Annotated in this window: 16 protein-coding genes; 5 read left to right on the top strand and 11 right to left on the bottom strand. The window is 67.8% G+C overall.

Features of this window, described 5'->3' with window-relative positions; translation table 11 throughout:
- Nucleotides 1-6 precede the first annotated feature (6 nt).
- Both gspE and gspD read right to left on the bottom strand, forming a co-directional pair.
- Complete coding sequence (gene gspE, locus KVT32_RS07070) at nucleotides 7-1,434, bottom strand: type II secretion system ATPase GspE (protein ID WP_056316401.1); 1,428 nt, start codon at nucleotides 1,432-1,434, stop codon at nucleotides 7-9.
- A complete protein-coding gene (gene gspD / locus KVT32_RS07065) occupies nucleotides 1,431-3,812 on the bottom strand; it encodes a type II secretion system secretin GspD (protein ID WP_217617932.1) in 2,382 nt (793 codons plus the stop codon). Before gspD ends, gspE begins: the two co-directional genes overlap by 4 nt.
- 176 nt (nucleotides 3,813-3,988) lie before the next feature.
- Between gspD and gspF the strand changes: the two genes are divergently transcribed.
- Complete coding sequence (gspF, locus tag KVT32_RS07060) at nucleotides 3,989-5,194, top strand: type II secretion system inner membrane protein GspF (RefSeq protein ID WP_217617896.1); 1,206 nt, start codon at nucleotides 3,989-3,991, stop codon at nucleotides 5,192-5,194.
- Nucleotides 5,195-5,233: 39 nt separating this feature from the next.
- Here the strand turns inward: gspF and KVT32_RS07055 are convergent, their stop codons facing one another.
- The 3 genes from KVT32_RS07055 to KVT32_RS07045 all read right to left on the bottom strand — a co-directional run bounded on the left by KVT32_RS07055 (nucleotide 5,234) and on the right by KVT32_RS07045 (nucleotide 9,296).
- On the bottom strand, nucleotides 5,234-5,572 hold the full coding sequence (locus KVT32_RS07055; RefSeq protein ID WP_006386376.1) for a P-II family nitrogen regulator: 339 nt from the start codon (nucleotides 5,570-5,572) through the stop codon (nucleotides 5,234-5,236).
- 181 nt (nucleotides 5,573-5,753) lie between these two features.
- On the bottom strand, nucleotides 5,754-7,820 hold the full coding sequence (locus KVT32_RS07050; RefSeq protein ID WP_217617895.1) for an NAD(+) synthase: 2,067 nt from the start codon (nucleotides 7,818-7,820) through the stop codon (nucleotides 5,754-5,756).
- A 102-nt stretch (nucleotides 7,821-7,922) separates the two neighbouring features.
- Nucleotides 7,923-9,296, bottom strand: coding sequence for a mechanosensitive ion channel family protein (locus tag KVT32_RS07045; RefSeq protein ID WP_152384131.1), 1,374 nt, complete (start codon nucleotides 9,294-9,296; stop codon nucleotides 7,923-7,925).
- Between the two features lie 133 nt (nucleotides 9,297-9,429).
- On the opposite strand from KVT32_RS07045, the gene argH reads away from it, so the two are divergent.
- Nucleotides 9,430-10,851: an argininosuccinate lyase gene (argH, locus tag KVT32_RS07040; RefSeq protein ID WP_056316393.1), complete on the top strand. Its 1,422-nt coding sequence runs from the start codon at nucleotides 9,430-9,432 to the stop codon at nucleotides 10,849-10,851.
- Between the two features lie 128 nt (nucleotides 10,852-10,979).
- Complete coding sequence (locus tag KVT32_RS07035; RefSeq protein WP_217617894.1) at nucleotides 10,980-12,998, top strand: PEP/pyruvate-binding domain-containing protein; 2,019 nt, start codon at nucleotides 10,980-10,982, stop codon at nucleotides 12,996-12,998.
- A 127-nt stretch (nucleotides 12,999-13,125) separates the two neighbouring features.
- Here the strand turns inward: KVT32_RS07035 and lpdA are convergent, their stop codons facing one another.
- From lpdA to cadR, 6 genes are all read right to left on the bottom strand, one after another.
- Nucleotides 13,126-14,529 (bottom strand): dihydrolipoyl dehydrogenase, encoded by a 1,404-nt coding sequence (gene lpdA, locus KVT32_RS07030; protein WP_175157362.1) that lies wholly within the window; start codon nucleotides 14,527-14,529, stop codon nucleotides 13,126-13,128.
- Between the two features lie 2 nt (nucleotides 14,530-14,531).
- Nucleotides 14,532-15,932, bottom strand: coding sequence for a dihydrolipoamide acetyltransferase family protein (locus KVT32_RS07025; protein ID WP_217617893.1), 1,401 nt, complete (start codon nucleotides 15,930-15,932; stop codon nucleotides 14,532-14,534).
- A gap of 1 nt (nucleotide 15,933) precedes the next feature.
- Nucleotides 15,934-16,977, bottom strand: a complete 1,044-nt coding sequence (locus tag KVT32_RS07020; protein WP_063952498.1) for an alpha-ketoacid dehydrogenase subunit beta — start codon at nucleotides 16,975-16,977, stop codon at nucleotides 15,934-15,936.
- A 2-nt stretch (nucleotides 16,978-16,979) separates the two neighbouring features.
- A complete protein-coding gene (locus KVT32_RS07015; RefSeq protein WP_056316373.1) occupies nucleotides 16,980-18,212 on the bottom strand; it encodes a 3-methyl-2-oxobutanoate dehydrogenase (2-methylpropanoyl-transferring) subunit alpha in 1,233 nt (410 codons plus the stop codon).
- A 199-nt stretch (nucleotides 18,213-18,411) separates the two neighbouring features.
- Nucleotides 18,412-19,005: a nitroreductase gene (locus KVT32_RS07010; RefSeq protein ID WP_056316369.1), complete on the bottom strand. Its 594-nt coding sequence runs from the start codon at nucleotides 19,003-19,005 to the stop codon at nucleotides 18,412-18,414.
- Between the two features lie 105 nt (nucleotides 19,006-19,110).
- A complete protein-coding gene (gene cadR, locus KVT32_RS07005; protein WP_056316368.1) occupies nucleotides 19,111-19,545 on the bottom strand; it encodes a Cd(II)/Pb(II)-responsive transcriptional regulator in 435 nt (144 codons plus the stop codon).
- A gap of 199 nt (nucleotides 19,546-19,744) precedes the next feature.
- Between cadR and KVT32_RS07000 the strand changes: the two genes are divergently transcribed.
- Nucleotides 19,745-22,069 carry a heavy metal translocating P-type ATPase gene (locus KVT32_RS07000; RefSeq protein WP_217617892.1) on the top strand — a complete coding sequence of 775 codons (2,325 nt, stop codon included), beginning with the start codon at nucleotides 19,745-19,747 and terminating at the stop codon, nucleotides 22,067-22,069.
- A gap of 79 nt (nucleotides 22,070-22,148) precedes the next feature.
- Nucleotides 22,149-23,048 carry a helix-turn-helix domain-containing protein gene (locus tag KVT32_RS06995; protein ID WP_056316364.1) on the top strand — a complete coding sequence of 300 codons (900 nt, stop codon included), beginning with the start codon at nucleotides 22,149-22,151 and terminating at the stop codon, nucleotides 23,046-23,048.
- Nucleotides 23,049-23,173: the final 125 nt, after the last annotated feature.

Here is a 23,173-nt window from a genome sequence, read left to right as displayed (position 1 = left end):
CGGCTGCTACGCGTCGCGCGTGACGCGCAGGATTTCCTCCGGCGACGTCTGCCCGGCGTCCACCCACCGCTGGCCGTCCTCGCGCATGCTGCGCATGCCGGCGGCCGCCGCGGCGCGGCGCAGTTCGCGTTCGTCGCGGCCTTCGTGGATCAGGCGGCGGGCCTCGTCGTCCACCGTGAAGAGCTCGTGGATGCCAGAGCGGCCGCTGTAGCCGGTGTGGTTGCAGGCCTCGCAGCCCACGGGGTGAAAGACCTGCACGCCATCCAGCATCGACGGCGACTTGCACGCCGGGCATAGCTTGCGCACGAGCCGCTGCGCCAGCACGCCCAGCAGCGACGACGCCAGCAGGAAGGGCTCGACACCCATGTCGGTCAGACGAGTGACGGCGGACACGGCATCGTTGGTGTGCAACGTGGCCAGCACCAGGTGGCCGGTCAGCGAAGCCTGCACCGCGATCTGCGCGGTTTCCAGGTCGCGGATTTCGCCGATCATGATGACGTCCGGGTCCTGGCGCAGGATGGCGCGCAGGGCGAGCGCAAAGCTCATGTCGATCTTGGCATTGACCTGCGTCTGGCTGATGCCGGCCAAGTCGTATTCGATGGGATCTTCCACCGTCAGGATGTTGCTGGTGGAGGCGTCCAGACGGCTCAGCGCCGCATATAGCGTGGTGGTCTTGCCGCTGCCGGTCGGGCCGGTCACCAGGACGATGCCGTGCGGCTGGCGGATCAGACGGTCCAGCTGCGACAGAACGCCCGGGCTCATGCCGAGCTTTTCCAGTTGCAGCCGGCCGGCCTCCTTGTCCAGCAAGCGCAGCACGGCGCGCTCGCCGTGCCCGGTCGGTAACGTGGACACGCGCACGTCGATGGGTCGCCCGCCCACGCGCAGCGCGATGCGCCCATCCTGCGGCAGGCGCTTCTCGGCGATGTCCAGGTGCGCCATGATCTTGATGCGCGAAATCAGCGCGGCATGCAGCGCCTTGCGCGGCGACACCACGTCGCGCAGCGTGCCGTCCACGCGGTAACGCACCACGGAATGCGTTTCGAAGGGTTCGATATGGATATCGCTGGCGCCGTCGCGCGCAGCCTGCGCGAACAGCGCATTGATCATGCGGATCACCGGCGCATCGTCCTGCGCTTCCAGCAGGTCCGCCACCTCGGGCATGTCCTGCATCAGCCGGTCCAGGTCGATCTCGTTTTCCGCCACGCCCATGACCGACGCGGCGTCTTCCGAGTGGCTGTAGGCCGCGGTCAGCAGCGTCTCCAGCGCCTCGTCGTCGATCTGCGTCAGCCCGATGTCGCCGTGGCAGCGCCGGATCTCGCGCACGGCCCATTCTGGCGTGCGCGGGCTGACCGTCAACTGCGCCTGCCCCCCGCGCAGCGACAGCACCGCGCGCTGCGCGCGGGCCCAGGCATAAGGCAAGGGGTGCGCGCTCATAGCAGCTTCTCGGGGTCCACCGCCACCGTCATCATGACCGGCCGCGGCGCGCGGATGGGTTGCTGGGCGGGCGCGGGCGGCGTGCCGGGATACTGGCGCACCGCAAAGGTCTCGACCGTGGCCGGCGGCGGACGGCGCAGCGTGGCCGCCTGCTGCTCGGGCCGCAAATCGTAGGCGTTGTTCGACACCGACGGCGCCGAGCCCGGCAGCGGCAGCATCGGCGCCTGCATGTCCGGCAGCGCCCAGTGGTCGCGCGGCTGCACCGCGCCCTGCGCGCGCCGCATGTAGTCGTAGCGGTCCATCGTGACGCTGGCGCTGCGGTTGGCGTCGCGCACCACGTACGGGCGCAGGAACACCATCAGGTTGGTCTTGGTGCGCTTGCGCGTGTCGTAGCGGAACAGCGAACCGATCACGGGCAACGAACTCAATCCCGGCACCGCGTTGGACGTGAGCGTCACGTTGTCTTCCAGCAGGCCGCCCAGCACGATGATCTGGCCATCGTCGATCAGCACGCTGGTGTCGATGGCGCGCTTGTTGGTGACGATGCCGGTGGTGGCGTTCGAGCGGCTTTCGTCGATGCTGCTGACTTCCTGGTAGATGTCCAGCTTGACCGCGCCGCCTTCGGAAATCTGCGGCCGGATGTTCAGTTTCAGGCCCACGTCCTCGCGTTCGATGGTCTGGAACGGATTGGAGCTGCCATTGCTGCCCGAGGTCACGTACTGGCCCGTCACGAACGGCACCGTCTTGCCGACCAGGATGCTGGCCGACTGGTTGTCCAGCGTCAGCAGGTTGGGCGTGGACAGGATGTTGGCCTCGCCCGTGTTCTGCATGGCGCGCGCCAGCACGCCCAGGTTGATGACCTCGTTGCCCAGCACGTCGACCGTGCCCTTGACCACGCCCAGGCTCAAGCCGCTGCCCAGCGCGTCGATCGAGGTCGGCCCGTTGCCGGTGATGCCGCTGCCGCCCAGGTTCGTGCCGCCGATGAAGCTGGTGCCGTTGCCGTTGATGTTGCCCGCGCCGGTCATCCACTGGATGCCGAATTCGGCGGCCTTCTCTTCACTGACTTCCACGATCAGGCTTTCCACCAGCACCTGCGCGCGGCGCTGGTCAAGCTGGTCGATCACTTCACGCAGGCTGCGGTACAACGGCTCGGGCGCGGAGATGATGAGCGAGTTGGTTGCGGGGTCCGCCTGGATGGTGGCGCCGCCCGCGGAATACGACACCGCCTGCGTCGAATTGTCTTCGCGCGCGATGCGCTCCTGTTCGCCCGACAGGCCACTGCGCGACGAGCCCGACTGGCTGGACATGCCCATGCCTGCCTGCGTCCCCGAGCTGCTGGCCGTGTTCTGCGCGCGCGCGCCGCCCTGCGCGCCGCCGGTGCTGCTGCTGGCGCCCGGGGCCACGCCCGGCGCCGAATTTGCCTGGCCCGTCAGCAGCCCGCCCAGCACCTCGGCGATGCGCGTGGCCTGCGCGTTGCGCATGTACACCACGTGCAGATTGCCCGCGCGGTTCTGCTGCGCGTCCAGCTTCTGGATCAGTTCGCGCGCCAGGCGCGTGCGCGCCGGGCTGCCCGAACGCACCAGCACGCTGTTGCTGCGCGGATCCGCCACGACCGCGATGCGCTGCGTGGGGTCGCTGCTTTGCGTGTCGAGCAGCTGCGAGGCCAGGATGGCGATGTCCGTCGCGATGGCCGATTGCACAGGCACCACGTCCGTGTCCATCGAACTGGGCACGTCGATGCGCGCGATGACCGCGGCGATGCGCTCCAGGTTGTCCGCATAATCCGTCACGACCAGCGTGTTGTTGCCGGGGTACGCGTTGATCGGGTTGTTCGGCGGCACCATCGGGCGCAGCACCGGCACCAGGTTCGCGGCGTTCTCGTACTTCAGCGGGAACACCCGCGTCAGCATTTCGCCGCTGTTGCCCCCGCCTTTGGCAAAGGCCGACACGGGCACGGGCGCCCTGCCCGCCGCGGCCGGCGCGCCAGCCGCAGGCTTGGCGCCTGCCGGTCCCGCTCCGCCCACAACGGCGCTGCCTTGCAGCTTGGCGTCGGCCTCGGGCACGACGCGCGTCACGCCGTCCACGTCGACGATGGCAAACCCTTGCAGCCGCAATGCGCCGGTCAGCATTGACAGCGCCTGCGCGCTATCGACAGGACGATCCGAAACCAGGGTGAGCTTGCCCTTGACGCGGGGGTCCACCAGGAAGTTGCGCTGCGTGAACAGGGACAGCGCGCGCAACACGGCGGGGATGTCCGTGTCGACGAAGTTCAGGCTGACGCGGTTGTCCGCCTGTTGTGCGTGAGCCGTGCCGGCGGCGGGTCCGAGTTGACTTGCGGCAAGCAGGAATGCAAGGCTGAATTGCGCGATGTGACGCATGACGAGATAGGTGCCCGAGACGTGAAATCGTTTGGAAAAACGGGAAAGCGCGTCGGAGTATACGGGGTGTGACTGCAACATCCCGGTCATATTTCATAGGCAAGGTGACGGGCTGGAAACCCTTTAAATTCGGGGCTCTTGGCGATTTCGGCAGGTGCTTCCGCTTTATTACAGCCATGCCTTCCTATCGCTATGAAGCCACCGACGCGCTCGGAAAAATCGTGCGCGGCACGATCGATGCCGACTCCGAACGCGGCGCCCGGAACCAGTTGCGCGGCCGCGGTTTGTTGCCCCTGTCGACCGCGCTGGCGGCGCGCGCCGAAGGCATGGGCGCGGCGCTGCGCGCGCGTCTGTCGGACGCCGATCTGGCGTGGTTGACGCGCCAGCTCGCCAGCCTCCTGGCCGCTCGCCTGCCATTGGATGCGGCGCTTAGCGCCACGCTGGAACAGGCCGAGAAAAAACACATTGCCGCCACGCTGGGCGGCGTGCGCGACGACGTGCGCGCCGGCCATCGCCTGTCCGCGGCGCTGGCCTCGCGGCCGCGCGACTTTCCCGAAATCTATCGTGCGCTGATCGGCGCGGGCGAGGAATCGGGCGACCTGGCGCAGGTGATGGAAAAGCTGGCCGACTACATCGAGGAACGCAACACCTTGCGCAGCAAGGTCATGACGGCCTTCATCTACCCGGCGGTGGTGGCCAGCGTATCGGTGGTCATCGTGATCTTCCTGCTGGGCTATGTGGTGCCGCAGGTGGTGTCCGCCTTCAGCCAGGCCAAGCAGGAATTGCCGATGCTCACGCGCGTGATGCTGGGGCTGTCGGACTACGTGCGCGAATGGGGCGCGGTCACGGGCATTGCAGCCGTGGCGGCCATCGCCTTGTGGCGCTACACGCTGCGCGCGCCGGCCGCGCGGCGGGCCTGGCACGCGCGCGTGCTGCGGCTGCCGCTGGCCGGCCGCTTCGTGCTGGGCGTGAACGCCGCGCGCTTTGCGTCCACCCTTGCAATCCTGAGCGGCAGCGGCGTGGCCCTGCTGACCGCGCTGGAAGCCGCGCGGCGCACGCTCAGCAACGACGTGCTGCGGCTGGCGGTCGACGAGGCCGCGGCGCGCGTGCGCGAGGGCGCGGCGCTGTCGTCATCACTGGGCGCGCAGAAGGTCTTTCCGTCGCTGCTGGTGCACCTGATCGCCAGCGGCGAGAAGACCGGGCGGTTGCCCGAACTGCTGGACCGGGGCGCGCAGAACCTGTCGCGCGACCTGGAGCGGCGCGCGATGGCGATGACGGCCCTGCTGGAGCCGGCGCTGATACTGCTGATGGGGGGATTCGTCCTCTTGATCGTGCTGGCGGTGATGATGCCGATTCTGGAGATGAACCAGTTGATCAGGTAGGAACGCGGGCCGCGAGTGCGGCCCGGTACAGACAAAGGCTCAGAGCGCCTCTTCGTCGCTCTCGCCGGTGCGGATGCGGATGGCCTGTTCCACCGGCGTCACGAAGATCTTGCCGTCGCCGATCTTGCCGGTGCGGGCGGCCTTGACGACGGCTTCGATGGCGGCTTCGACCTGGTCGTCGGGCAGCACGACTTCGACGCGGATCTTGGGCAGGAAATCCACCACGTATTCGGCGCCGCGATAGAGTTCGGTGTGGCCCTTCTGGCGGCCGAAACCCTTGACTTCGGTAACCGTCAGGCCGCTGACGCCGACTTCCGCCAGCGCCTCGCGGACTTCGTCGAGCTTGAAGGGTTTGATGATGGCGGTGACTTGTTTCACGTTGGTCGTCCTGGGTTTTTGATGTGGTGCGTCGCCCTGCCGCGCGGCCCGCTGTCTTGTGACACAGGCGGGCGCCGGGCGCAATGGACAGAGAATAACACCGCGCGGTCGCCACGCGGCGCCCGCGAATTTTCTGCCGCCGCCCCAATGTGGTGCGCGGCGCCGCCGTCAGCAGCCGCCCTCAGCTTTCAGGCGCCTCGTCGGGAATCTGGTCGGCCTCGCGCATCCAGACCACGGACTCGGAGTCGCTGGGCGCGCGCCAGTCGCCGCGCGGCGACAGCGAGCCGCCGGAACCCACCTTGGGCGCGTTCGGGATGCAGGTGCGCTTGAACTGGCTGGTCCGGAAGAACTTGTCCAGGAAGATCTTCAGGTTGCGCTTGATGGCGGCCAGATCGTATTCGTTGCGCACGACGTGGCCGGCCTCGGGCCACGCGCCCGCCTCGCGGTCGCGCCAGGCTGTCCACGACAGGAAGGCCACCTTGGTCGGCGCAAAGCCGTAGCGCAGCGTGTAGTACAGGTTGAAGTCCTGCAGCTCGTAAGGGCCGATCGAGGCCTCGCTCTTTTGCTCGGGCTTGTCGTCCGCGCCGCCCGGTACCAGCTCGGGGCTGACGTCGGTGCCCAGCACGTCCAGCAGCACCTGTGCGCCCTCGTCGCCCAGCCGGCCCGATTCGGCCACCCAGCGCACCAGGTGCGTGATCAGCGTCTTGGGCACGCTGGCGTTGACGCTGTAATGCGACATATGGTCGCCCACGCCGTACGTGCACCAGCCCAGTGCAAGTTCGCTCAGGTCGCCCGTGCCGATGACGATGGCATTGCTGAAATTGGCCAGCCGGAACAGGTGGTTGGTGCGCTCGCCTGCCTGGACGTTCTCGAAGGTGATGTCATAGACCGGCTCGCCATTGGCGTAGGGATGGCCCAGGTCCTTGAGCATCTGCAGGCAGCTGGGGCGGATGTCGATTTCAGAAGCCGTGCAGCCCACCACCGCCATCAGGCGGCGCGCCTGCTGCAGCGTGCGGGTGCTGGTGGCAAAACCCGGCATCGTGACCGCCAGGATGTTCGAGCGCGGCAGGTCCAGGGCGTCCATGGCCTTGGCGCACACCAGCAGCGCATGCGTGGAGTCCAGCCCGCCCGAAATGCCGATGACCACCTTCTTCATGCCGCTGGCCGACAAGCGCTGCGCCAGCGCCTGTACCTGGATGTTGTAGACCTCCTTGCAGCGCGCGTCGCGGCGCTGCGGGTCGGCCGGCACATAGGGAAAGCGCGCCACGCGCCGTTCCAGCGCCAGTTCGGCGTCCTCCAGCGGCGGATTGACCGGCACCGCCACGCGGCGGAACCGGCGGACTTCGTCCGCGTGGCGGCGCACGGACTGGCCGAAGGTGCTCTGGCGCATGCGTTCGCGCGACAGGCGGTCCAGGTCGACATCCGAGAACAGCAGGTGGGAATGGTTCAGGAAGCGCTCGGATTCGGCCAGCAGCTCGCCGTTTTCGTAGATGAGCGCCTGCCCGTCCCAGGCCAGGTCCGTCGACGATTCGCCCCGGCCGGCCGAGGTGTACATATAGGCCGACAGGCAGCGCGCCGATTGCTGCGACACGAGCTGGTGACGGTAGGCGGACTTGCCGACGACGATATTGGAGGCCGACAGGTTGACCAGCACCGTGGCGCCGGCCAGCGCGGCATAGGACGACGGGGGAATGGGCACCCAGACGTCTTCGCAGATTTCAACGTGGAACTGGAACAGGGGCAGCTTTTCCATCTGGAACAGCAGCTCGGACCCGAACGGCACCGTCTGGCCCAGCAGGTCGATCTGCGTGCCGATGGCGCAGTCAGCCGCGCTGAACTGGCGGGCTTCGTAGAACTCGCCGTAATTCGGCAGATACGTCTTGGGCACGACGCCAAGCACCCGCCCGCCGGCCGCCACCACCGCGCAGTTGAACAGTTGGTGCGCCATCCGCAGCGGCGCCCCCACGACGATGGCGATATCCAGGTCGGCGGTCGCCTCGACCACCTGAGCCAGCGCCGCCTCGCAGGCGTCCAAGAGGGCCTTCTGGTGAAAGAGATCGTCGCAGGTGTAGGCCGACAGGCCCAGTTCCGGGAAAGCCGCCAGCACCGCGCCGCCTTGGGCAGCCTGCTGCGCCAGCGCGATGGTCTGCGCGGCATTGAACGCGGGATCGGCGACACGGCACTCGGGCACGCCGACCGCGACCCGGGCGAAGCCGTGGGAATACAGGTTGAAGAACGGATTCGACATCGGGGATTTCGCCTGGGAGGTTCGCCTGGAGATTGCGACGTGGAGGGGTGCGCCGGGGGGGCTGGAGGCCCGGGAATCAACGGCCGGATTATCTCACGGGCCCTATTCCGCCTGGCGCGGCATCTTGCCGTCGGTCAGGCCGCGCTCGAACGGTAGCGCCGGACTGCCGTCCATGGATCCTTGCCGGTCGCGCTCGGCCGACAGCGCCGCCTGGATGGCGCTGTCGCGCAGGTATCCGCCCATGGCGCCGATGTCGGCGCCGGACGGCTGCTGGTACAGGCGCAGGCCCAGCTCGGGCAGGATCGCCAGCAGATGGTCGAACACGTCGCCCTGGATGCGTTCGTATTCCACCCACGCGGTCACGGCGGTAAAGCAATAGACCTCGACCGGAATGCCCTCGGAGGTGGGCTCCATCATGCGCACCATCATCGCCATGTCCTGGCGGATTTCCGGATTCTGCTTCAGGTAGGCCAGCGCATAGGCCCGCAGCGTGCCGATGTTGGTCAGACGGCGCCGGTTGGCCGGCACGCTGGCCAGTTCGCCCAGCGTCTGGTTGGCCTGAACGATGTCCTGCGTCTTGCTTTGCAGATAGTCGTGCAGCAGCCGGAACTTCATCAGCCGCTGCGCCTCGTCGTCGGTCAGAAAGCGCACGCTGGCCGCGTCGATGCGGATGGTGCGCTTGATGCGCCGGCCGCCGGACTCGAACATGTGCCGGTAGTTGCGGTAGCTTTCCGAGAACAGCTTGTAGGTCGGCACCGTGGTAACGGTGTTGTCCCAGTTCTGCACCTTCACGGTATGCAGCGCAATGTCCTTGACGAAGCCATCCGCGTTGCATTGCGGCATCTCGATCCAGTCGCCGATGCGCAGCATGTCGTTGCTGGTGAGCTGCGTGCTGGCCACCAGCGACAGGAGCGTGTCCTTGAACACCAGCAGCAGCACCGCCGACAGCGCGCCCAGGCCGGAGATCATCCAGAGCGGCGAGCGGTCGATCAGGATGGAAAGCACCAGGACGGTGCATACCGCCATCAGGATCAGCTTGCCGATCTGGATGTAGCCCTTGATGGACCGGGTCTGCGCGCGGGTCGTTGCCGAATAGGTGTCCTGCCAGGCGCTCAGCACGCCCGAAAACGCGATGAACACGCAGATCCAGGCGCCCGCGTGCGCCAACCGGCCCACGATGGTGACCACCCGCTCGGCATGGGGCACCAGGTCGATGCCCATGGACACCACCGCAAACGGCACCGCGTACCAGAGGTTCTGGTACGCGCGGCGGCGCTGCAGCGCCTTGTCCCAATCGCCGTGGCCGCTGACCACGAGCAGCCGGTGCGCCAGCAGCAGGACCACCCGCGCGACCACCCACTGCACGAACAGCGCGGTCAGGATGAGCGCGCCAATGCCGATCAGCGTCTGCGCCCAGATCTCCCGGGGCATATGGGTATCAATTTGGGTGACTAGCTCTTCCCATTCCAGGGGCATGGATCCGTACTCGCTTTACAGGGTCTAGAAATTGATCTGGATTATCCGACAACTCACGCCATCTGCGCGTTTTGGCCCCGCATAACGGCCGCCGTCGCCCGGCGTGGCGCAAGGCCCTATAATCCTGCCCATCATGGCAAACACTCCCTCCTCCGATCAAAACCAGTTCGCCAACAAGGCGCAGGCCTGGTCCGCCCGGTTCTCCGAGCCGGTTTCCGAACTCGTCAAACGCTACACGGCGTCCGTGGATTTCGACAAGCGCCTGGCGCGCCACGACATCCAGGGCTCGCTCGCGCACGCCGACATGCTGGCCGCCCAGGGCATCATCGGCGCCCAGGATCTGGCCGACATCCAGCGCGGCATGACCCAGATCCTGTCCGAGATCGACGCTGGCTCGTTCCAGTGGCTGCTCGACCTGGAAGACGTCCACCTGAACATTGAAAAGCGCCTCGTGGAACTGGTGGGCGATGCGGGCAAGCGCCTGCATACCGGCCGTTCGCGCAACGACCAGGTCGCCACCGACATCCGCCTGTGGCTGCGTGACGAAATCGACACCCTGCAGGATCTGCTGCGCCAGCTGCGCCACGCCTTGGCCACGGTCGCCCTGGAAAACGCCGGCACCATCATGCCCGGCTTCACGCACCTGCAAGTCGCCCAGCCCGTCACCTTCGGGCACCACCTGCTCGCTTACGCCGAAATGTTCGGCCGCGACGCCGAGCGCCTGGCCGACTGCCGCCGCCGCGTCAACCGCCTGCCGCTGGGCGCCGCCGCCCTGGCCGGCACGTCGTTCCCCATCGACCGCGAACGCGTCGCCAAGACGCTGGGCTTCGAGGGCGTGTGCCGCAACTCGCTGGACGCCGTCTCCGACCGCGACTTCGCCATCGAATTCTGCGCCGCCGGCGCGCTCATCATGACGCACGTCTCGCGCCTGTCCGAAGAGCTGGTGCTCTGGATGAGCCCGCGCGTGGGCTTCATCGACCTGGCCGACCGCTTCTGCACCGGCAGCTCGATCATGCCGCAAAAGAAGAACCCCGACGTGCCCGAGCTGGCCCGCGGCAAGACCGGCCGCGTCAACGGCAACCTGGTCGCCCTGCTGACCCTGATGAAGGGCCAGCCCCTGGCCTACAACAAGGACAACCAGGAAGACAAGGAAGGCCTGTTCGACACGGCCGACACGCTGCGCGACACGCTGACGATCTTCGCGGACATGGCCGGCGGCATCAAGGTCAAGGCCGACAACATGCGCGCCGCGGCCCTGCAGGGCTTTGCCACCGCCACCGATCTGGCCGACTACCTGGTCAAGCGCGGCGTGCCCTTCCGCGACGCCCACGAAGTCGTGGCCCACGCCGTGCGCGACTGCGAACAGCGCGGCTGCGACCTCGCCGACCTGTCCACCGCCGAACTCACGGCCTACCACCCCAGCATCACCGAGGACGTGCACCAGGTCCTGACGCTGGAAGGCTCGGTCGCCGCGCGCAAGCACGTGGGCGGCACCGCCCCCGAACGCGTCGCTGAAGAAGCCCAGCGCGTGCTGGCGGAAACGGCGCAAGGCTGATTTCGGCTTGCCGTAGATGCATTGGATGCAAGGCCCCCATTTGGGGGCCTTGTTGTTTCCGCCCTCAGGCAGCAATCCCGCTCCCGGGCCGGATATGATGGCGCCTTTGCCGCTCTGTCCCCGAGACCATGATCCTCGCGCGCGCGCCGCTCAGGCCCCTTATTCCACTGCGGATGTCGCTGGCCGTGCTGGCCGTCTCCGCGCTGCTCGTTGGCGCCGGCGCGCCGCCCGTCCAAGCCCAAACCGCCCGCAAACCCTCCCCGTACGAAAACGGCCGCCCCCTGCGCCCCGACGAGGTCGAGGCGCGCAAGGCCGAGGACGCGCGGTGGGGAGGCCCGCGGTTCCTGGCGCAGATCAAGACCCGGGCCGAATTCGATCAACTGGCGCGGGTCTATAACGCCGGCACGCCGCTGGAAATCCCCCATGTGCTGTTCATCATCGACCGCCAGCGCGCCGACCGCATCTATTACGTCAACACGCCGCGGTACGCGCTGCACGAGACCTTTGCGCGCGAGCGGCGGCTGCTGTCCGGCGACCGGGCCGCACTGGTGGCGCAGTACAAGGATCCCAATCGTCGTCTGCTGTTCGGCACGCTGAGCTGGCAGAACAGCCTGCCCGGCTATACCTATGAGTTCTGGGAAGGCGATCTGCTGACGCCAGAATTGCTGACCCTGACGGCGCAGCGGCTCGGGGCCACGTTCCCCGAGCCGCTGAAATTCAAGAGCAACTCCACGCTGCAGGAAGAGACCGCGCGGCGGGCCGGGCTGGACTTCGTCACGCAGGAGGCACTGCTGCGCGAGCAGACCTTCTTGCCGCTGAACACCGGGCGCGCGCAGGGACGGCTGCGCATCGTCAAGGCCGTGGATGAAACGACTGACCTCTCGCCCACCGACATCGTGGTGCTGGACGAGGTGCCCGTGGCGCTGACGCCGGTGGCGGGCCTGGTCACGCAGCGCCCGTCCACGCTGCTGTCCCACGTGAACCTGCTGGCCAAGGGCTGGCGCATTCCCAATGCCTACGTGCGCGACGCCGTGGCGGCCTTGCGCGAGCATGATGGCCAATGGGTCGAACTGACCGTTGAAAGCAACGGCTACCGGGTGCAGCGCATCGCGCAGCCGGCCGCGTCGCCAGCCACGGCGGCAACCCCAACCGCTGCCGCCTCGCTGCCCACGCCCGACCTGTCGGTGCGCGCCCTCAAGCCGCTGTCCGGCATGACCACGCGCGACAGCCGCCACTGCGGGGTCAAGGCGGCAAACCTGGGCGCGCTGACGGCCGTGTTGCCGCCCGCGGCCAGCGTGCCGGATGGGTTCTGTATCCCGTTTGCCCAATACGCGGCGTTCATGGACCAGTTGGGCATGCCCGCGCGCTTGGCGGCGCTGGAGCAGCGGGCCGACTTTGCCAGCGACGCCAACGTGCGGCGCGCCGAACTGGCCAAGCTGCGCCAGGACATCGTCGACGCAACGCCCGACCCCGCCCTGTCGGCCGCCTGGCGCGCCCGCTGGGAAAAGCAGTTGGGTGGCCACGGCGTCTTCGTGCGCAGCTCGTCCAATTCCGAAGACCTGCCGGGTTTCAGCGGCGCGGGCCTGTACACCACCGTGCCGAACGTCACGCAGGCCGATGCGCTGGTCCGGGCCGTGCAGACGGTGTGGGCCTCGGTCTACAACTTCGAGGCTTTCGAGGCGCGCCGCACGGCAGGCTTCGGGCAGGACGCCGTCGTCATGGGGGTACTGGTGCAGCGGGCCGCGGCGTCGGACAGCTCGGGCGTCATGATCACGCGCGATCCCTTCGACGCCTCGCGCCGCCACGTCACCTACCTGTCCGCCAAGCGCGGACTGGGCATCAAGGTGGTGGAAGGCAAGCGGCAGGCCGAACAGGTCATGTACTCAAGCTGGTCCAAGGCGGTTCAGGTGCTGAGCCGTTCCGCCGAGGACACGCAGCTCGTGGCTGACGCGGGCGGCGGCGTGCGCGAAGTGCCCATCGAGGGCGGCCGGCAGGTGCTGAACGATGCGCTGGTCGCCCGGCTGGCCGCCGTGGGACGGCAGGTGAAGAAGCGCTTGGGAAATGGAGACCAGGACATCGAATGGGCCGTGCAGGCAGACAAGATCCTGATCCTGCAAGCGCGGCCTTACATCGACGGGAGCCGCTGAAGGCCAGCGCGCCAGGCGCCCGATGGGACCGCCGCGCAGGTTCTGCATGCGGCATGAACAGGACGAAAGCAAACACGGCGCGGCCTTTGCGGGCCGCGCCGTGCCGGGGCATCAGGTCTGCAGACCGTCAGATATGCAAAGCATGCCCCAGCGCCTTGAGCGCGGCCTCCTGCACCGCCTCGCCCAGCGTGGGATGCGCGTGGATGGTGCCCGCCACGTCTTCCAGCGTGGCGCCCATTTCCAGCGACTGGCCAAACGCCGTCGATAGCTCCGACACCGCACGGCCTACCGCCTGCCACCCCACGATCAGGTGGTTGTCGCGCCGGGCCACCACGCGCACGAACCCGTCGGTGGATTCCAGCGTCATGGCGCGGCCGTTGGCGGCGAAGGGGAAGGATGCCGTCACGCAATCCAGGCCGGCGGCTTCAGCCTCGTGCGGCGACAGGCCCGCCACCACGACCTCGGGATCGGTGAAGCACACGGCCGGGATGGAGGCCGGCTGGAAGTGGCGGCGCTTGCCCGCCACCAGTTCGGCCACCATCTCGCCCTGCGCCATGGCGCGGTGCGCCAGCATCGGTTCACCGGCGATGTCGCCAATGGCCCAGACGTCGCGCATGGACGTGCGGCATTGGTCGTCGATGCGCAGCGCGTTGCCCTTGCGGTCCAGCTGCAGGCTTTCCAGCCCCCAGCCCTGCGTGCGCGGACGGCGTCCCACCGAGATCAGCACGCGGTCGGCCGGCAGCAGGGTTTCGGCGCCGCTGGCGTCTTGCACCCGCACCGCGTCGCCCTTGCCGTTCAACCCCAGCACCTTGCGGCCCAGGTGCAACGCCACGCCCATCTTGCCCAGCGCGGCCGAGACGGGCTTGGTGAGCTCGGCGTCGTAGGTTGGCAGGATGCGGTCCTGCGCTTCCACCACCGCGACTTCGGCGCCCAGCTTGCGGTACACGGTGCCCAGTTCCAGGCCGATGTAGCCGCCGCCCACCACCACGAGCTGCTTCGGGATGCTGGCGGGCGACAGCGCCTCGGTGGACGACACCACCATGCCGCCGAAAGGCATGGACGGCAGCGGCGTGGGTTCGGAGCCAGCGGCCAGCAGCAGGTGCTCGCACTGGATGCGAACGCGCCCCGCGTCGGGCGTTTCGACTTCGGCCGTCTTGCCGTCCAGAAGCGTCGCCCAGCCGCGCACGACTTCCACGCCGTTCTTCTTGAGCAGCGCGCCCACGCCCCCCGTCAGCTTGCCGACGATGCCGTCTTTCCAGGCGACCGTCTTGGCGATGTCGATGCGCGGCGTGTCCACGGCGATGCCGAGCGCCGATTCGCCGGCGTAGTGGCGCGCCTTGTCGAATTCCTCGGCCGCGTGGATCAGGGCCTTGGAGGGGATGCAGCCGATGTTCAGGCAGGTGCCGCCCAGCTGCGCGCCCTCGACCAGGATGGTAGGCACGCCCAGCTGCCCGGCGCGGATGGCGGCCACGTAGCCGCCGGGGCCGCCGCCGATCACCAGCAATGTCGTTGTCTTTGTGATCTGGCTCATGCTCACTCCACGAAAAGCAGCGCGGGTTGTTCCAGCAGCGCGCGCACGGCCTGGATGAAGCGCGCCGCGTCCATGCCGTCCACCACGCGGTGGTCGAAGGACGAAGACAGGTTCATCAGCTTGCGCGCCACCACGGCGCCGTTGCGGAAGGCGGGGCGTTCGACGATGCGGTTCACGCCCACGATGCCGACCTCGGGATGGTTGATGACCGGCGTGGTGACGATGCCGCCCAAGGGACCCAGGCTGGTGATGGTGATGGTCGAACCGGACAGCTCGTCGCGGCCGGCCGACCCGCTGCGCACCGCCTGCGCCAGCCGATTGATCTCCGCAGCCATGGACCACAGGTCGCGCGCCTCGGCGTGGCGCATCACCGGCACCATCAGGCCGCCGTCGCTTTGCGTGGCAATGCCGATGTGCACCGCGCCATAGCGCGTGACCACCCCCGCCTCGTCGTCGTAGCGCGCATTGATCTGCGGGAAGTCGCGCAGCGCCACCACCATCGCGCGGGCCAGGAGCGGCAGCAGCGTCAGCTTGCCGCGCGACTCGCCCCATTTGGCGTTCAACTGCACGCGCAGGTCTTCGAGCTCGGTCACGTCGATTTCCTCGACGTAGCTGAAATGCGGAATGCGGCGCTTGGACTCGGCCATCTTCTGCGCGATCTTCCTGCGCAGACCGATGACCGGCACGGCGTCTTCGTCGTTGCGTTCCACATAGGCCGACCCGGCGCGTGCGCTGCTGGCCGACCCCTGCCCTTGCAGCCAGGCGTCCAGGTCTTCGTGCAGGATGCGCCCGGCCGGGCCGCTGCCCTGCACGAAGCGCAGCTCCACGCCCAGGTCCCACGCGCGCTTGCGCACGGCGGGCGAGGCCAGCGGCTTTTCACCGGGCTGGCGAATGGCCGCGGGCGCGCCGCCGGATTGGCGGGTGGCTGGCGACTTGGCCGGCGCCGACGCGGGGCCAGAGGCAGATGCGGATGTTGATGCAGATGATGATGACCTGGCCGGCGGGGAAGTTGCGGGCGTCGATGCCGCCACGCCACTTTCCACCAGACTCGGACCACCAGCGCGCTGCGCGCCGTCGGCAGCAATCCCGCCAGCCGCAGGCACAGCCGCTTTCGCCGCCGGCGCCGCCGCCGCAGCAGCGCCCGCCTTCACATTCCCTTCGCCTTCGACTTCCAGGCGGATCAGCTCCCCGCCCACGGCCATCACCTGGCCAACATCACCGCCCAGCGAGATCACCTTGCCCACCACCGGCGACGGGATCTCGACCGTGGCCTTGTCCGTCATCACGTCCGCCAGCGGCTGGTCCTCGGCGACCGTGTCGCCCACCTTGACGTGCCAGCCCACCAGCTCGACCTCTGCGATGCCTTCGCCGATGTCGGGCATCTTGATGATATGAATCCCCATGTCATGCCTCCATCGCGCGTTTGAACGCTTCGCCGACCCGGCGCGGGCCGGGGAAGTACGCCCATTCCTGCGCGTGCGGATAGGGAGTGTCCCAACCGGTCACGCGCTCGACGGGCGCCTCCAGGTGATGGAAGCAGTGTTCCTGCACCAGCGCAATCAGTTCCGCGCCGAAGCCGCAGGTGCGCGTGGCCTCGTGCACGACCACGCAGCGCCCCGTCTTCTTGACGGAGTTGACGATGGCGTCCAGGTCCAGCGGCCACAGGCTGCGCAGGTCGATGATCTCGGCGTCGATGCCGGTTTCCTCGGCCGCGGTCAGCGACACGTGCACCGTGGTGCCGTAGGTCAGCACCGTCAGTTCCGAACCCGGCCGCACGATGGCCGCCGATTCCAGCGGCACGGTGTAGTAGCCCGTGGGCACGACGCTGCCGGGACGGCCGGTCCACGGCGTGACCGGCCGGTCGTGGTGGCCGTCGAACGGGCCGTTGTAGAGCCGCTTGGGTTCCAGGAAGATCACCGGATCGTCGTTCTCGATGGCGGCGATCAACAGCCCCTTCGCGTCGTACGGGTTGGACGGCATCACCGTGCGCAGCCCGCAGACCTGCGTGAACATCGCCTCGGGACTCTGGCTGTGCGTCTGCCCGCCGTAGATGCCGCCGCCGCAAGGCATGCGGATGGTCATGGGGGCAATGAATTCGCCGACCGACCGGTAGCGCAGGCGCGCGGCCTCGGACACGATCTGGTCCGAAGCCGGATAGAAGTAGTCGGCGAACTGGATCTCGCACACCGGCCGCAGGCCATAGGCGCCCATGCCCACCGCCACGCCGACGATGCCGCCTTCGGAGATGGGGGTGTCGAACACGCGCGAACTGCCGTACTTGGCCTGCAGGCCTTCTGTGCAGCGGAACACGCCACCGAAGTAACCGACGTCCTGCCCGAACACCACGACGTTGTTGTCGCGCTCAAGCATGACATCCATGGCCGAGCGCAAAGCCTGGATCATGGTCATCGGCGCCGAGGCCGGACCAGCGTTGTTATCGATTGCCATGGTCAGACTCCGAGCTGCTGGCGCTGCCGGCGCAGATGCTCCGGCATGTCCTTGTACACGTCTTCAAAAATGCTGGCGGCGCTGGGGACGTGGCCGTCCACCAGGGTGCCGTAGCTCTCGGCTTCCTTTTGGGCCGCCAGGATCTCGGCGTCGAGTTCGGCGCGGACCGCGTCGTGCTCGGCGTCGGACCAGATGCCCAACAGGATGAGATGTTTCTTGAAGCGCTCGATCGGGTCGCCCAGGGGAAAGTGGCTCCAGTCGTCGCCGGGCCGGTACTTGGAGGGATCGTCCGACGTTGAGTGGGGCCCCGCGCGGTACGTCACCCATTCGATCAGCGTCGGGCCCAGGTTGCGGCGGGCGCGCTCGGCCGCCCAGCGCGAGGCGGAATAGACCGCCAGGAAATCGTTGCCGTCCACCCGCAGCGACGCAATGCCGCAGCCCACGCCACGGCCCGCGAAGGTCGCGCCCTCGCCGCCGGCGATGGCCTGGAAGGTGGAAATGGCCCACTGGTTGTTGACCACGTTCAGGATGACGGGCGCGCGGTAGACGTGCGCGAAGGTCAACGCGGTGTGGAAGTCGGCTTCGGCGGTGGCGCCGTCGCCGATCCAGGCCGAGGCAATGCGGGTGTCGCCCTTGATGGCCGACGCCATGGCCCAGCCCACCGCCTGGATGAACTGCGTGGCCAGGTTGCCCGAAATCGTGAAAAAGCCGTTTTCGCGGTCGGAATACATGACCGGCAGCTGGCGGCCCTTCAGCGGATCACGCTCGTTGGACATGAGCTGGCACATCATCGTCACCAGCGACACATCGCGCGAGAGCAGGATGCTTTGCTGGCGATAGGTGGGAAAGCACATGTCCCCCTTTTCCAGCGCCATCGCGTGGGCGGTGCCGATGGCCTCCTCGCCCAGGCTCTGCATGTAGAACGAGATCTTCTTCTTGCGCTGCGCGGTCAGCATGCGCCCGTCGAAGATGCGGGTCTTGAGCATCGCCCGCATGCCGGCGCGCAGCATGTCGTGGCTGATCTCCGGCGCCCACGGCCCGACGGCATGGCCGTCATTGTCGATGACCCGGACCAGGCTGTAGGCCAGGGGACCGGTGTCGACCGCGGCAACATCAATGGGGGGTTTGGGCACCTCGCCGGGCGGCGATAGATGCAGATAGGAGAAGTCTGTCTTGCAACCCGGTCGCCCTGTCGGCTCGGGGACGTGCAACTTCAGCGGCCCATATTGGCTCATGTATTGTCTCCACGCTTGATCGTGTCATGCGTTTTCTTCCTACCAAGGCATTGCCAGAGGCGTGTGACCTCGGACGCTGCCGTCGCCGGCCTGCGCCCGGGGATACATGGGCAAGGCCGTTGACGAGATTAGCACAGGGGACAGGGCCGATGAGCGGGCCGCGCGGCCTTTTGGGGCCGCATTGGACTGAGGGTTTTCCTCAGGCGGCGCCGGTCCATTCCGTGACGAATTCACGGTAATCGGGACGCTTGGCGGGGGGCACCGCGCACGCGGGCGTGCCCACGGCCAGAAAGCCCAGGAAGCGGTAATCCAGCGAGTCCAGACCCAGCGCGTTCTGCACGTCTTCGACGTAGGTGCCCAGGCCGGTGCTCCAGAAGGCGGCGTAGCCCAGCATGTGGACCGCGTTCAGGATGTTCATGACCGAGCAGCCCGTGGCCAGAAGCTGTTCCTGCTCGGGGATCTTGGTGTTGTCGTGGGCGATCTTCTGGGCCACGGCGATGAACAGCGGCACGCCGGCCATCCATTCGCGGACGGACTTTTCCTTTTCAGGCGTCATGCGCGGATCGCCGCTGCGCTTGACCGCGTCCAGCGCCATGTCCGCCAGCTTGCCGATGGCTTCGCCCTGGATCACGACGAAGCGCCACGGGCGCAGCGCGCCATGATCGGGCGCCGCCATGGCGGCCTGCAGGATCTGTTCGAGTTCGTCGGGTTTGGGCGCCGGGGCCCGCAGGAACTTGAAGGAGCGGCGCGAAGTCAGGGCGTGGAGCGGGGTGGCGGTCTGGGTGACGGTCATTGATCGATGCGCAAATGGGAAAAAAACAGATTCTCATAGTACGCGATGACGGCCGCCGGATCGCCGATCCCCTGGCCTGCAACAAGGACATCCCGCCCCGCGCGGTCACCCCAGGTGGGTATGGCGCTCCTGCCGCTCTTCGACCTGCATTTCGGTCAGGCCGTGCAGGATGCCGCAGTCGTCCGTGTCCGGGCGCGCCGAGACGCAGCGCTGACGCAATTCGCTCAGTTGGGATTTCAGCTGCATCAGTTCGGCAATGCGCTCGTCCACGTGCGAGATGTGCTCGTCGAACAGCTGGTTGATCGGGCCGCAACCGGTGCGGTGGTTGTCGGCCACGGACAGGATGGCGCGGATCTCGTCCTGCGTCATGTCCAGCGCCCGGCAGTTGCGGATGAGGCGCAGGCGCTCCAGGTGCATCTGCCCATAGCTGCGGTAGTTGTTCAGACCCCGCTCCGGCGCGGGCAGCAGTCCTTCCTTTTCGTAGTACCTGACGGTTTCGACCGTGGTGCCGGCCGCCGTGGCCAATTCGCCGATACGCATCGCTGCCTCCCGGATCCGATCCGATGATTAGGGGTTGACCCTATAGTAACTCCAAGGTGTGGAATTGCGTCATCAGCTTATTTGAAGGGTCAAGCGGATGTCTTTACCTCCGGTCAAACAACGCGAACATCAGTCGGGCGCAGATTGCGGTCCCTGCTGCGGCGGCGAACCCACCCAGCCGCGGGCAGCGCCGGTCGCGATGGCGCGCATCGAAAAGACGGGCCATGATGCCTGCTGCGATCACGATTCCGCCAAGGATTCCAGCAACCAGCACGGTCACGGACACCCTGCACAGGGACACGGACACGCGCATGGCCCGGACGCCTGCTGCGGTCACGATCACGGCGACGCCATTCTGCAGCCAGCTACCGGCGCAGCCGCTGCGACGCTCACCCCCGGCCCCGGCCAGTTGCTGGCGCGCCTGCGCATCGGGCAGATGGACTGCCCCACCGAGGAAACGCTGATCCGCAAAAAGCTGGACGGCGTGGATGGCGTGCATGCGCTGGACTTCAACCTGATGCAGCGCATCCTGACCGTCGTCCACGCGGAGGGCGCGCTGGATCGCATCGTCGCGGCCATCAAGTCGCTGGACATGACGCCCGAGCCCCTGGCCGACGGCGCGGCCGCGGCGCCCGCCCCCGCCGCCAAGGCGGTGAACTGGTGGCTGATCGGCGGCGCGGGCGTGCTGGCCGCGCTGTCGGAGGTCTCGCACTACCTGGACGCCCCGCTCTTGGTGACCGCCGCGCTGGCCGTGGCCGCCATCCTGGCTTGCGGCGTCAGCACCTATCGCAAGGGCTGGATCGCCGTGCGCAACGGCAACCTGAACATCAACGCCCTGATGAGCATCGCCGTCACCGGCGCGGTGCTGATCGGCCAGTGGCCCGAGGCGGCCATGGTGATGTTCCTGTTCAACGTGGCCGAATTGATCGAAGCCCGTTCGCTGGACCGCGCCCGCAACGCCGTGCGCGGCCTGCTGGACCTGGCGCCGGAGACGGCGACCCTGCGGCAGGCGGACGGCAGCTGGGTGGAAGTGCCCGCCGCGTCGCTGCAGCCGGGCGGGATCGTGCGCGTGCGGCCGGGCGAGCGCATCGCGGCCGATGGCATCGTCGTGAACGGCACGTCGGCCGTGGACCAGTCCCCGATCACGGGCGAAAGCCTGCCCGTCGAAAAGACGCAAGACGATCCCGTCTTCGCGGCCACCATCAACACCTCCGGCTCCTTTGAGTACCGCGTGACCGCCGCGGCCGGCAACACCACGCTGGCGCGCATCATCCACGCGGTGGAACAGGCGCAGGGCGCGCGCGCGCCCACGCAGCGCTTCATCGACCGTTTCTCGCGGATCTATACGCCCGCGGTCGTGGCCATTGCGCTGGCCGTGGCGGTGCTGCCGCCGCTGCTGTGGGGCCAGCCGTGGTTCGATGCCCTGTACCGCGCGCTTGCGCTGCTGATCATCGCCTGCCCGTGCGCGCTCGTGATTTCCACGCCGGTCAGCATCGTCAGCGGCCTGACCGCCGCCTCGCGCCGCGGCATCCTCGTCAAGGGCGGGGTCTATCTGGAAGAAGGCCGCAACCTGAAATGGCTGGCGCTGGACAAGACCGGCACGCTGACGCACGGCAAGCCCGTTCAAACCGACCTGCAGGACTGGGACGCGGCGGCGCCTGGCCCTCACTCCGCCGCCCTCATCGCGGCAAGCCTGGCGGCCCGATCGGATCACCCGGTATCTCTGGCCGTGGCCAACGCCGCGCGCCAGGCCGGCAGCACGCTGCTGGAAGTCGAGGCCTTTACCGCCCTGCCCGGACGCGGCGTCAGCGGCCAGGTGGGCGGGCAGACGTACCACCTGGGCAACCGCCGCCTGATGCGGGAATTGGGCGTCTCCAGCGCCGCGCTCGACACGCGCTTTGACGAGCTGGAAAGCCAGGGCAAGAGCGTCATCGCGCTGTCGGACGGCAGCCGCGTGCTGGCGGTGGCCGCCGTGGCCGACACGGTCAAGCCCACCAGCGCGCAGGCCATCGCCGACCTGCACGGCCTGGGCGTGCGCACGCTCATGCTGACGGGCGACAACACGCCGACCGCGCAGGCCATCGCGCGCCAGGTCGGCATCGACGAGGCGCGCGGCGACCAATTGCCCGAGGACAAGCTGGCCGCCATTGAAAGCAAGCTGGCGCCGGACGTCCGGGTCGGCATGGTGGGCGACGGCATCAACGACGCGCCCGCGCTGGCCCGGGCCGACATCGGTTTTGCCATGGGCGCGGCCGGCACCGGCACGGCGATCGAGACCGCCGACGTGGCCCTCATGGACGACGACCTGCGCAAGATCGGCACCTTCCTGCGCCTGTCGCGCGCCACGCATCGCATCCTCGTGCAGAACATCGCGCTGGCGCTGGGCATCAAGGTGGTGTTTCTGGCGCTGGCCGTGACGGGCCACGCGACGCTGTGGATGGCGGTGTTTGCCGACGTGGGCGCCAGCCTGCTGGTGGTGGCGAACGGTCTGCGCCTGCTGCGCGCCGCCCCGGCCAGCCGGTAAGCGCCGCGGTCCGCGCGGCGAATCCCCGTATGATGGCGAAAAACAGAGCCGCCCCGCGCGCCATCAAGGAGACTCCCGCTTGTCCGCAGGTACGATTTCGCCCGTCCCGGAGACCTTTCCCACCTTCGAATCCTCGGATTTCTCGGGAGAGGGATCCTTTTACTTCGACCTCGTGCGCCTGCAGGACCACGACGACATCCCGCGCGGTTTCCTGCACCGGCACCGCTATTACCACCTGTTGTGGATGACCGAGGCGCAAGGCACCCACCTGCTGGACTTCGAGCAGCACGCGGTGCGCGACCACTCGGTCTTTTTCCTGTCGCCCGGCCAGATCCACGCCTGGACGTCGTCGGTCAAGCCCAGCGGCTACGTCATGAACATCAGCACCGAGTTCTTCGCGCAGATGTTCCCGCGCGCCGACGACATTGCCAAGTTCCCGTTCTTTCACCTGGCCGGCGGATCGCCGGTCATCTACCTGACGCGCGAGCAGCACGACGCCATGCTGCCGCTGCTGGCGGAAATCGAACGCGAAACGCGCGACCGCCAGACGGGCCGGTTCGACGTGGTGCGCTCTTACCTGCTGATCCTCCTGACGCAGCTGCGCAGGCTGTATCCGGCCGACGAGCGTGAAACTGCGGCGGGTCCCAGCTATTCGCTGGCCAAGCGCTTCACCATGCTGATCGAAGAGCACTACCTGGATTTCTCGGCCATCCGCCAGTACGCCGACGCGCTATGCATCAGCGAACGCCAGTTGAACGAGGCGGTCAAGCGCAGCGTGGGACGCACGGCCAGCCAGCTCGTGCAGGAACGCATTGCGCTGGAGGCCAAGCGGCTCCTGTGCAACACGGATCTGGGCATCGCAGAGATCGGCTTTCAGTTGAACATCGAGGATCCGGCCTATTTCGCGCGCTTTTTCAAGAAGCACACCGGCTGCACCCCGGGCGACTTCCGCAAGAAGTACTACCGCCCCATCGAGTGACGGCTGGACGGCGGGCTGCGCAGGCCGGCCCGCAAAAAAGTGCAAAACAAGCTCTGATCTGTCCTAACGCGCCCTGACCGGGGCTGCGTAAAGTTCATCCGGACTCAACCCGCCGCGCTGCGGCC

The sequence above is a fragment of the Achromobacter sp. GbtcB20 genome (genome assembly GCF_019091095.1).
In the GTDB taxonomy this organism is placed as follows: Bacteria; Pseudomonadota; Gammaproteobacteria; order Burkholderiales; family Burkholderiaceae_B; genus Achromobacter; species Achromobacter mucicolens.
This window is presented reverse-complemented; position numbering and strand designations above follow the sequence as displayed.

What these genes read in the sequence shown, in the direction of transcription:
- gspE (WP_056316401.1), bottom strand. Translation starts at nt 1,434, where the DNA reads ATGAGCGCGCACCCCTTGCCTTATGCCTGGGCCCGCGCGCAGCGCGCG.
- gspD (WP_217617932.1), bottom strand. Translation starts at nt 3,812, where the DNA reads ATGCGTCACATCGCGCAATTCAGCCTTGCATTCCTGCTTGCCGCAAGT.
- gspF (WP_217617896.1), top strand. Translation starts at nt 3,989, where the DNA reads ATGCCTTCCTATCGCTATGAAGCCACCGACGCGCTCGGAAAAATCGTG.
- KVT32_RS07050 (WP_217617895.1), bottom strand. Translation starts at nt 7,820, where the DNA reads ATGTCGAATCCGTTCTTCAACCTGTATTCCCACGGCTTCGCCCGGGTC.
- KVT32_RS07045 (WP_152384131.1), bottom strand. Translation starts at nt 9,296, where the DNA reads ATGCCCCTGGAATGGGAAGAGCTAGTCACCCAAATTGATACCCATATG.
- argH (WP_056316393.1), top strand. Translation starts at nt 9,430, where the DNA reads ATGGCAAACACTCCCTCCTCCGATCAAAACCAGTTCGCCAACAAGGCG.
- KVT32_RS07035 (WP_217617894.1), top strand. Translation starts at nt 10,980, where the DNA reads ATGATCCTCGCGCGCGCGCCGCTCAGGCCCCTTATTCCACTGCGGATG.
- lpdA (WP_175157362.1), bottom strand. Translation starts at nt 14,529, where the DNA reads ATGAGCCAGATCACAAAGACAACGACATTGCTGGTGATCGGCGGCGGC.
- KVT32_RS07025 (WP_217617893.1), bottom strand. Translation starts at nt 15,932, where the DNA reads ATGGGGATTCATATCATCAAGATGCCCGACATCGGCGAAGGCATCGCA.
- KVT32_RS07020 (WP_063952498.1), bottom strand. Translation starts at nt 16,977, where the DNA reads ATGGCAATCGATAACAACGCTGGTCCGGCCTCGGCGCCGATGACCATG.
- KVT32_RS07015 (WP_056316373.1), bottom strand. Translation starts at nt 18,212, where the DNA reads ATGAGCCAATATGGGCCGCTGAAGTTGCACGTCCCCGAGCCGACAGGG.
- KVT32_RS07010 (WP_056316369.1), bottom strand. Translation starts at nt 19,005, where the DNA reads ATGACCGTCACCCAGACCGCCACCCCGCTCCACGCCCTGACTTCGCGC.
- cadR (WP_056316368.1), bottom strand. Translation starts at nt 19,545, where the DNA reads ATGCGTATCGGCGAATTGGCCACGGCGGCCGGCACCACGGTCGAAACC.
- KVT32_RS07000 (WP_217617892.1), top strand. Translation starts at nt 19,745, where the DNA reads ATGGCGCGCATCGAAAAGACGGGCCATGATGCCTGCTGCGATCACGAT.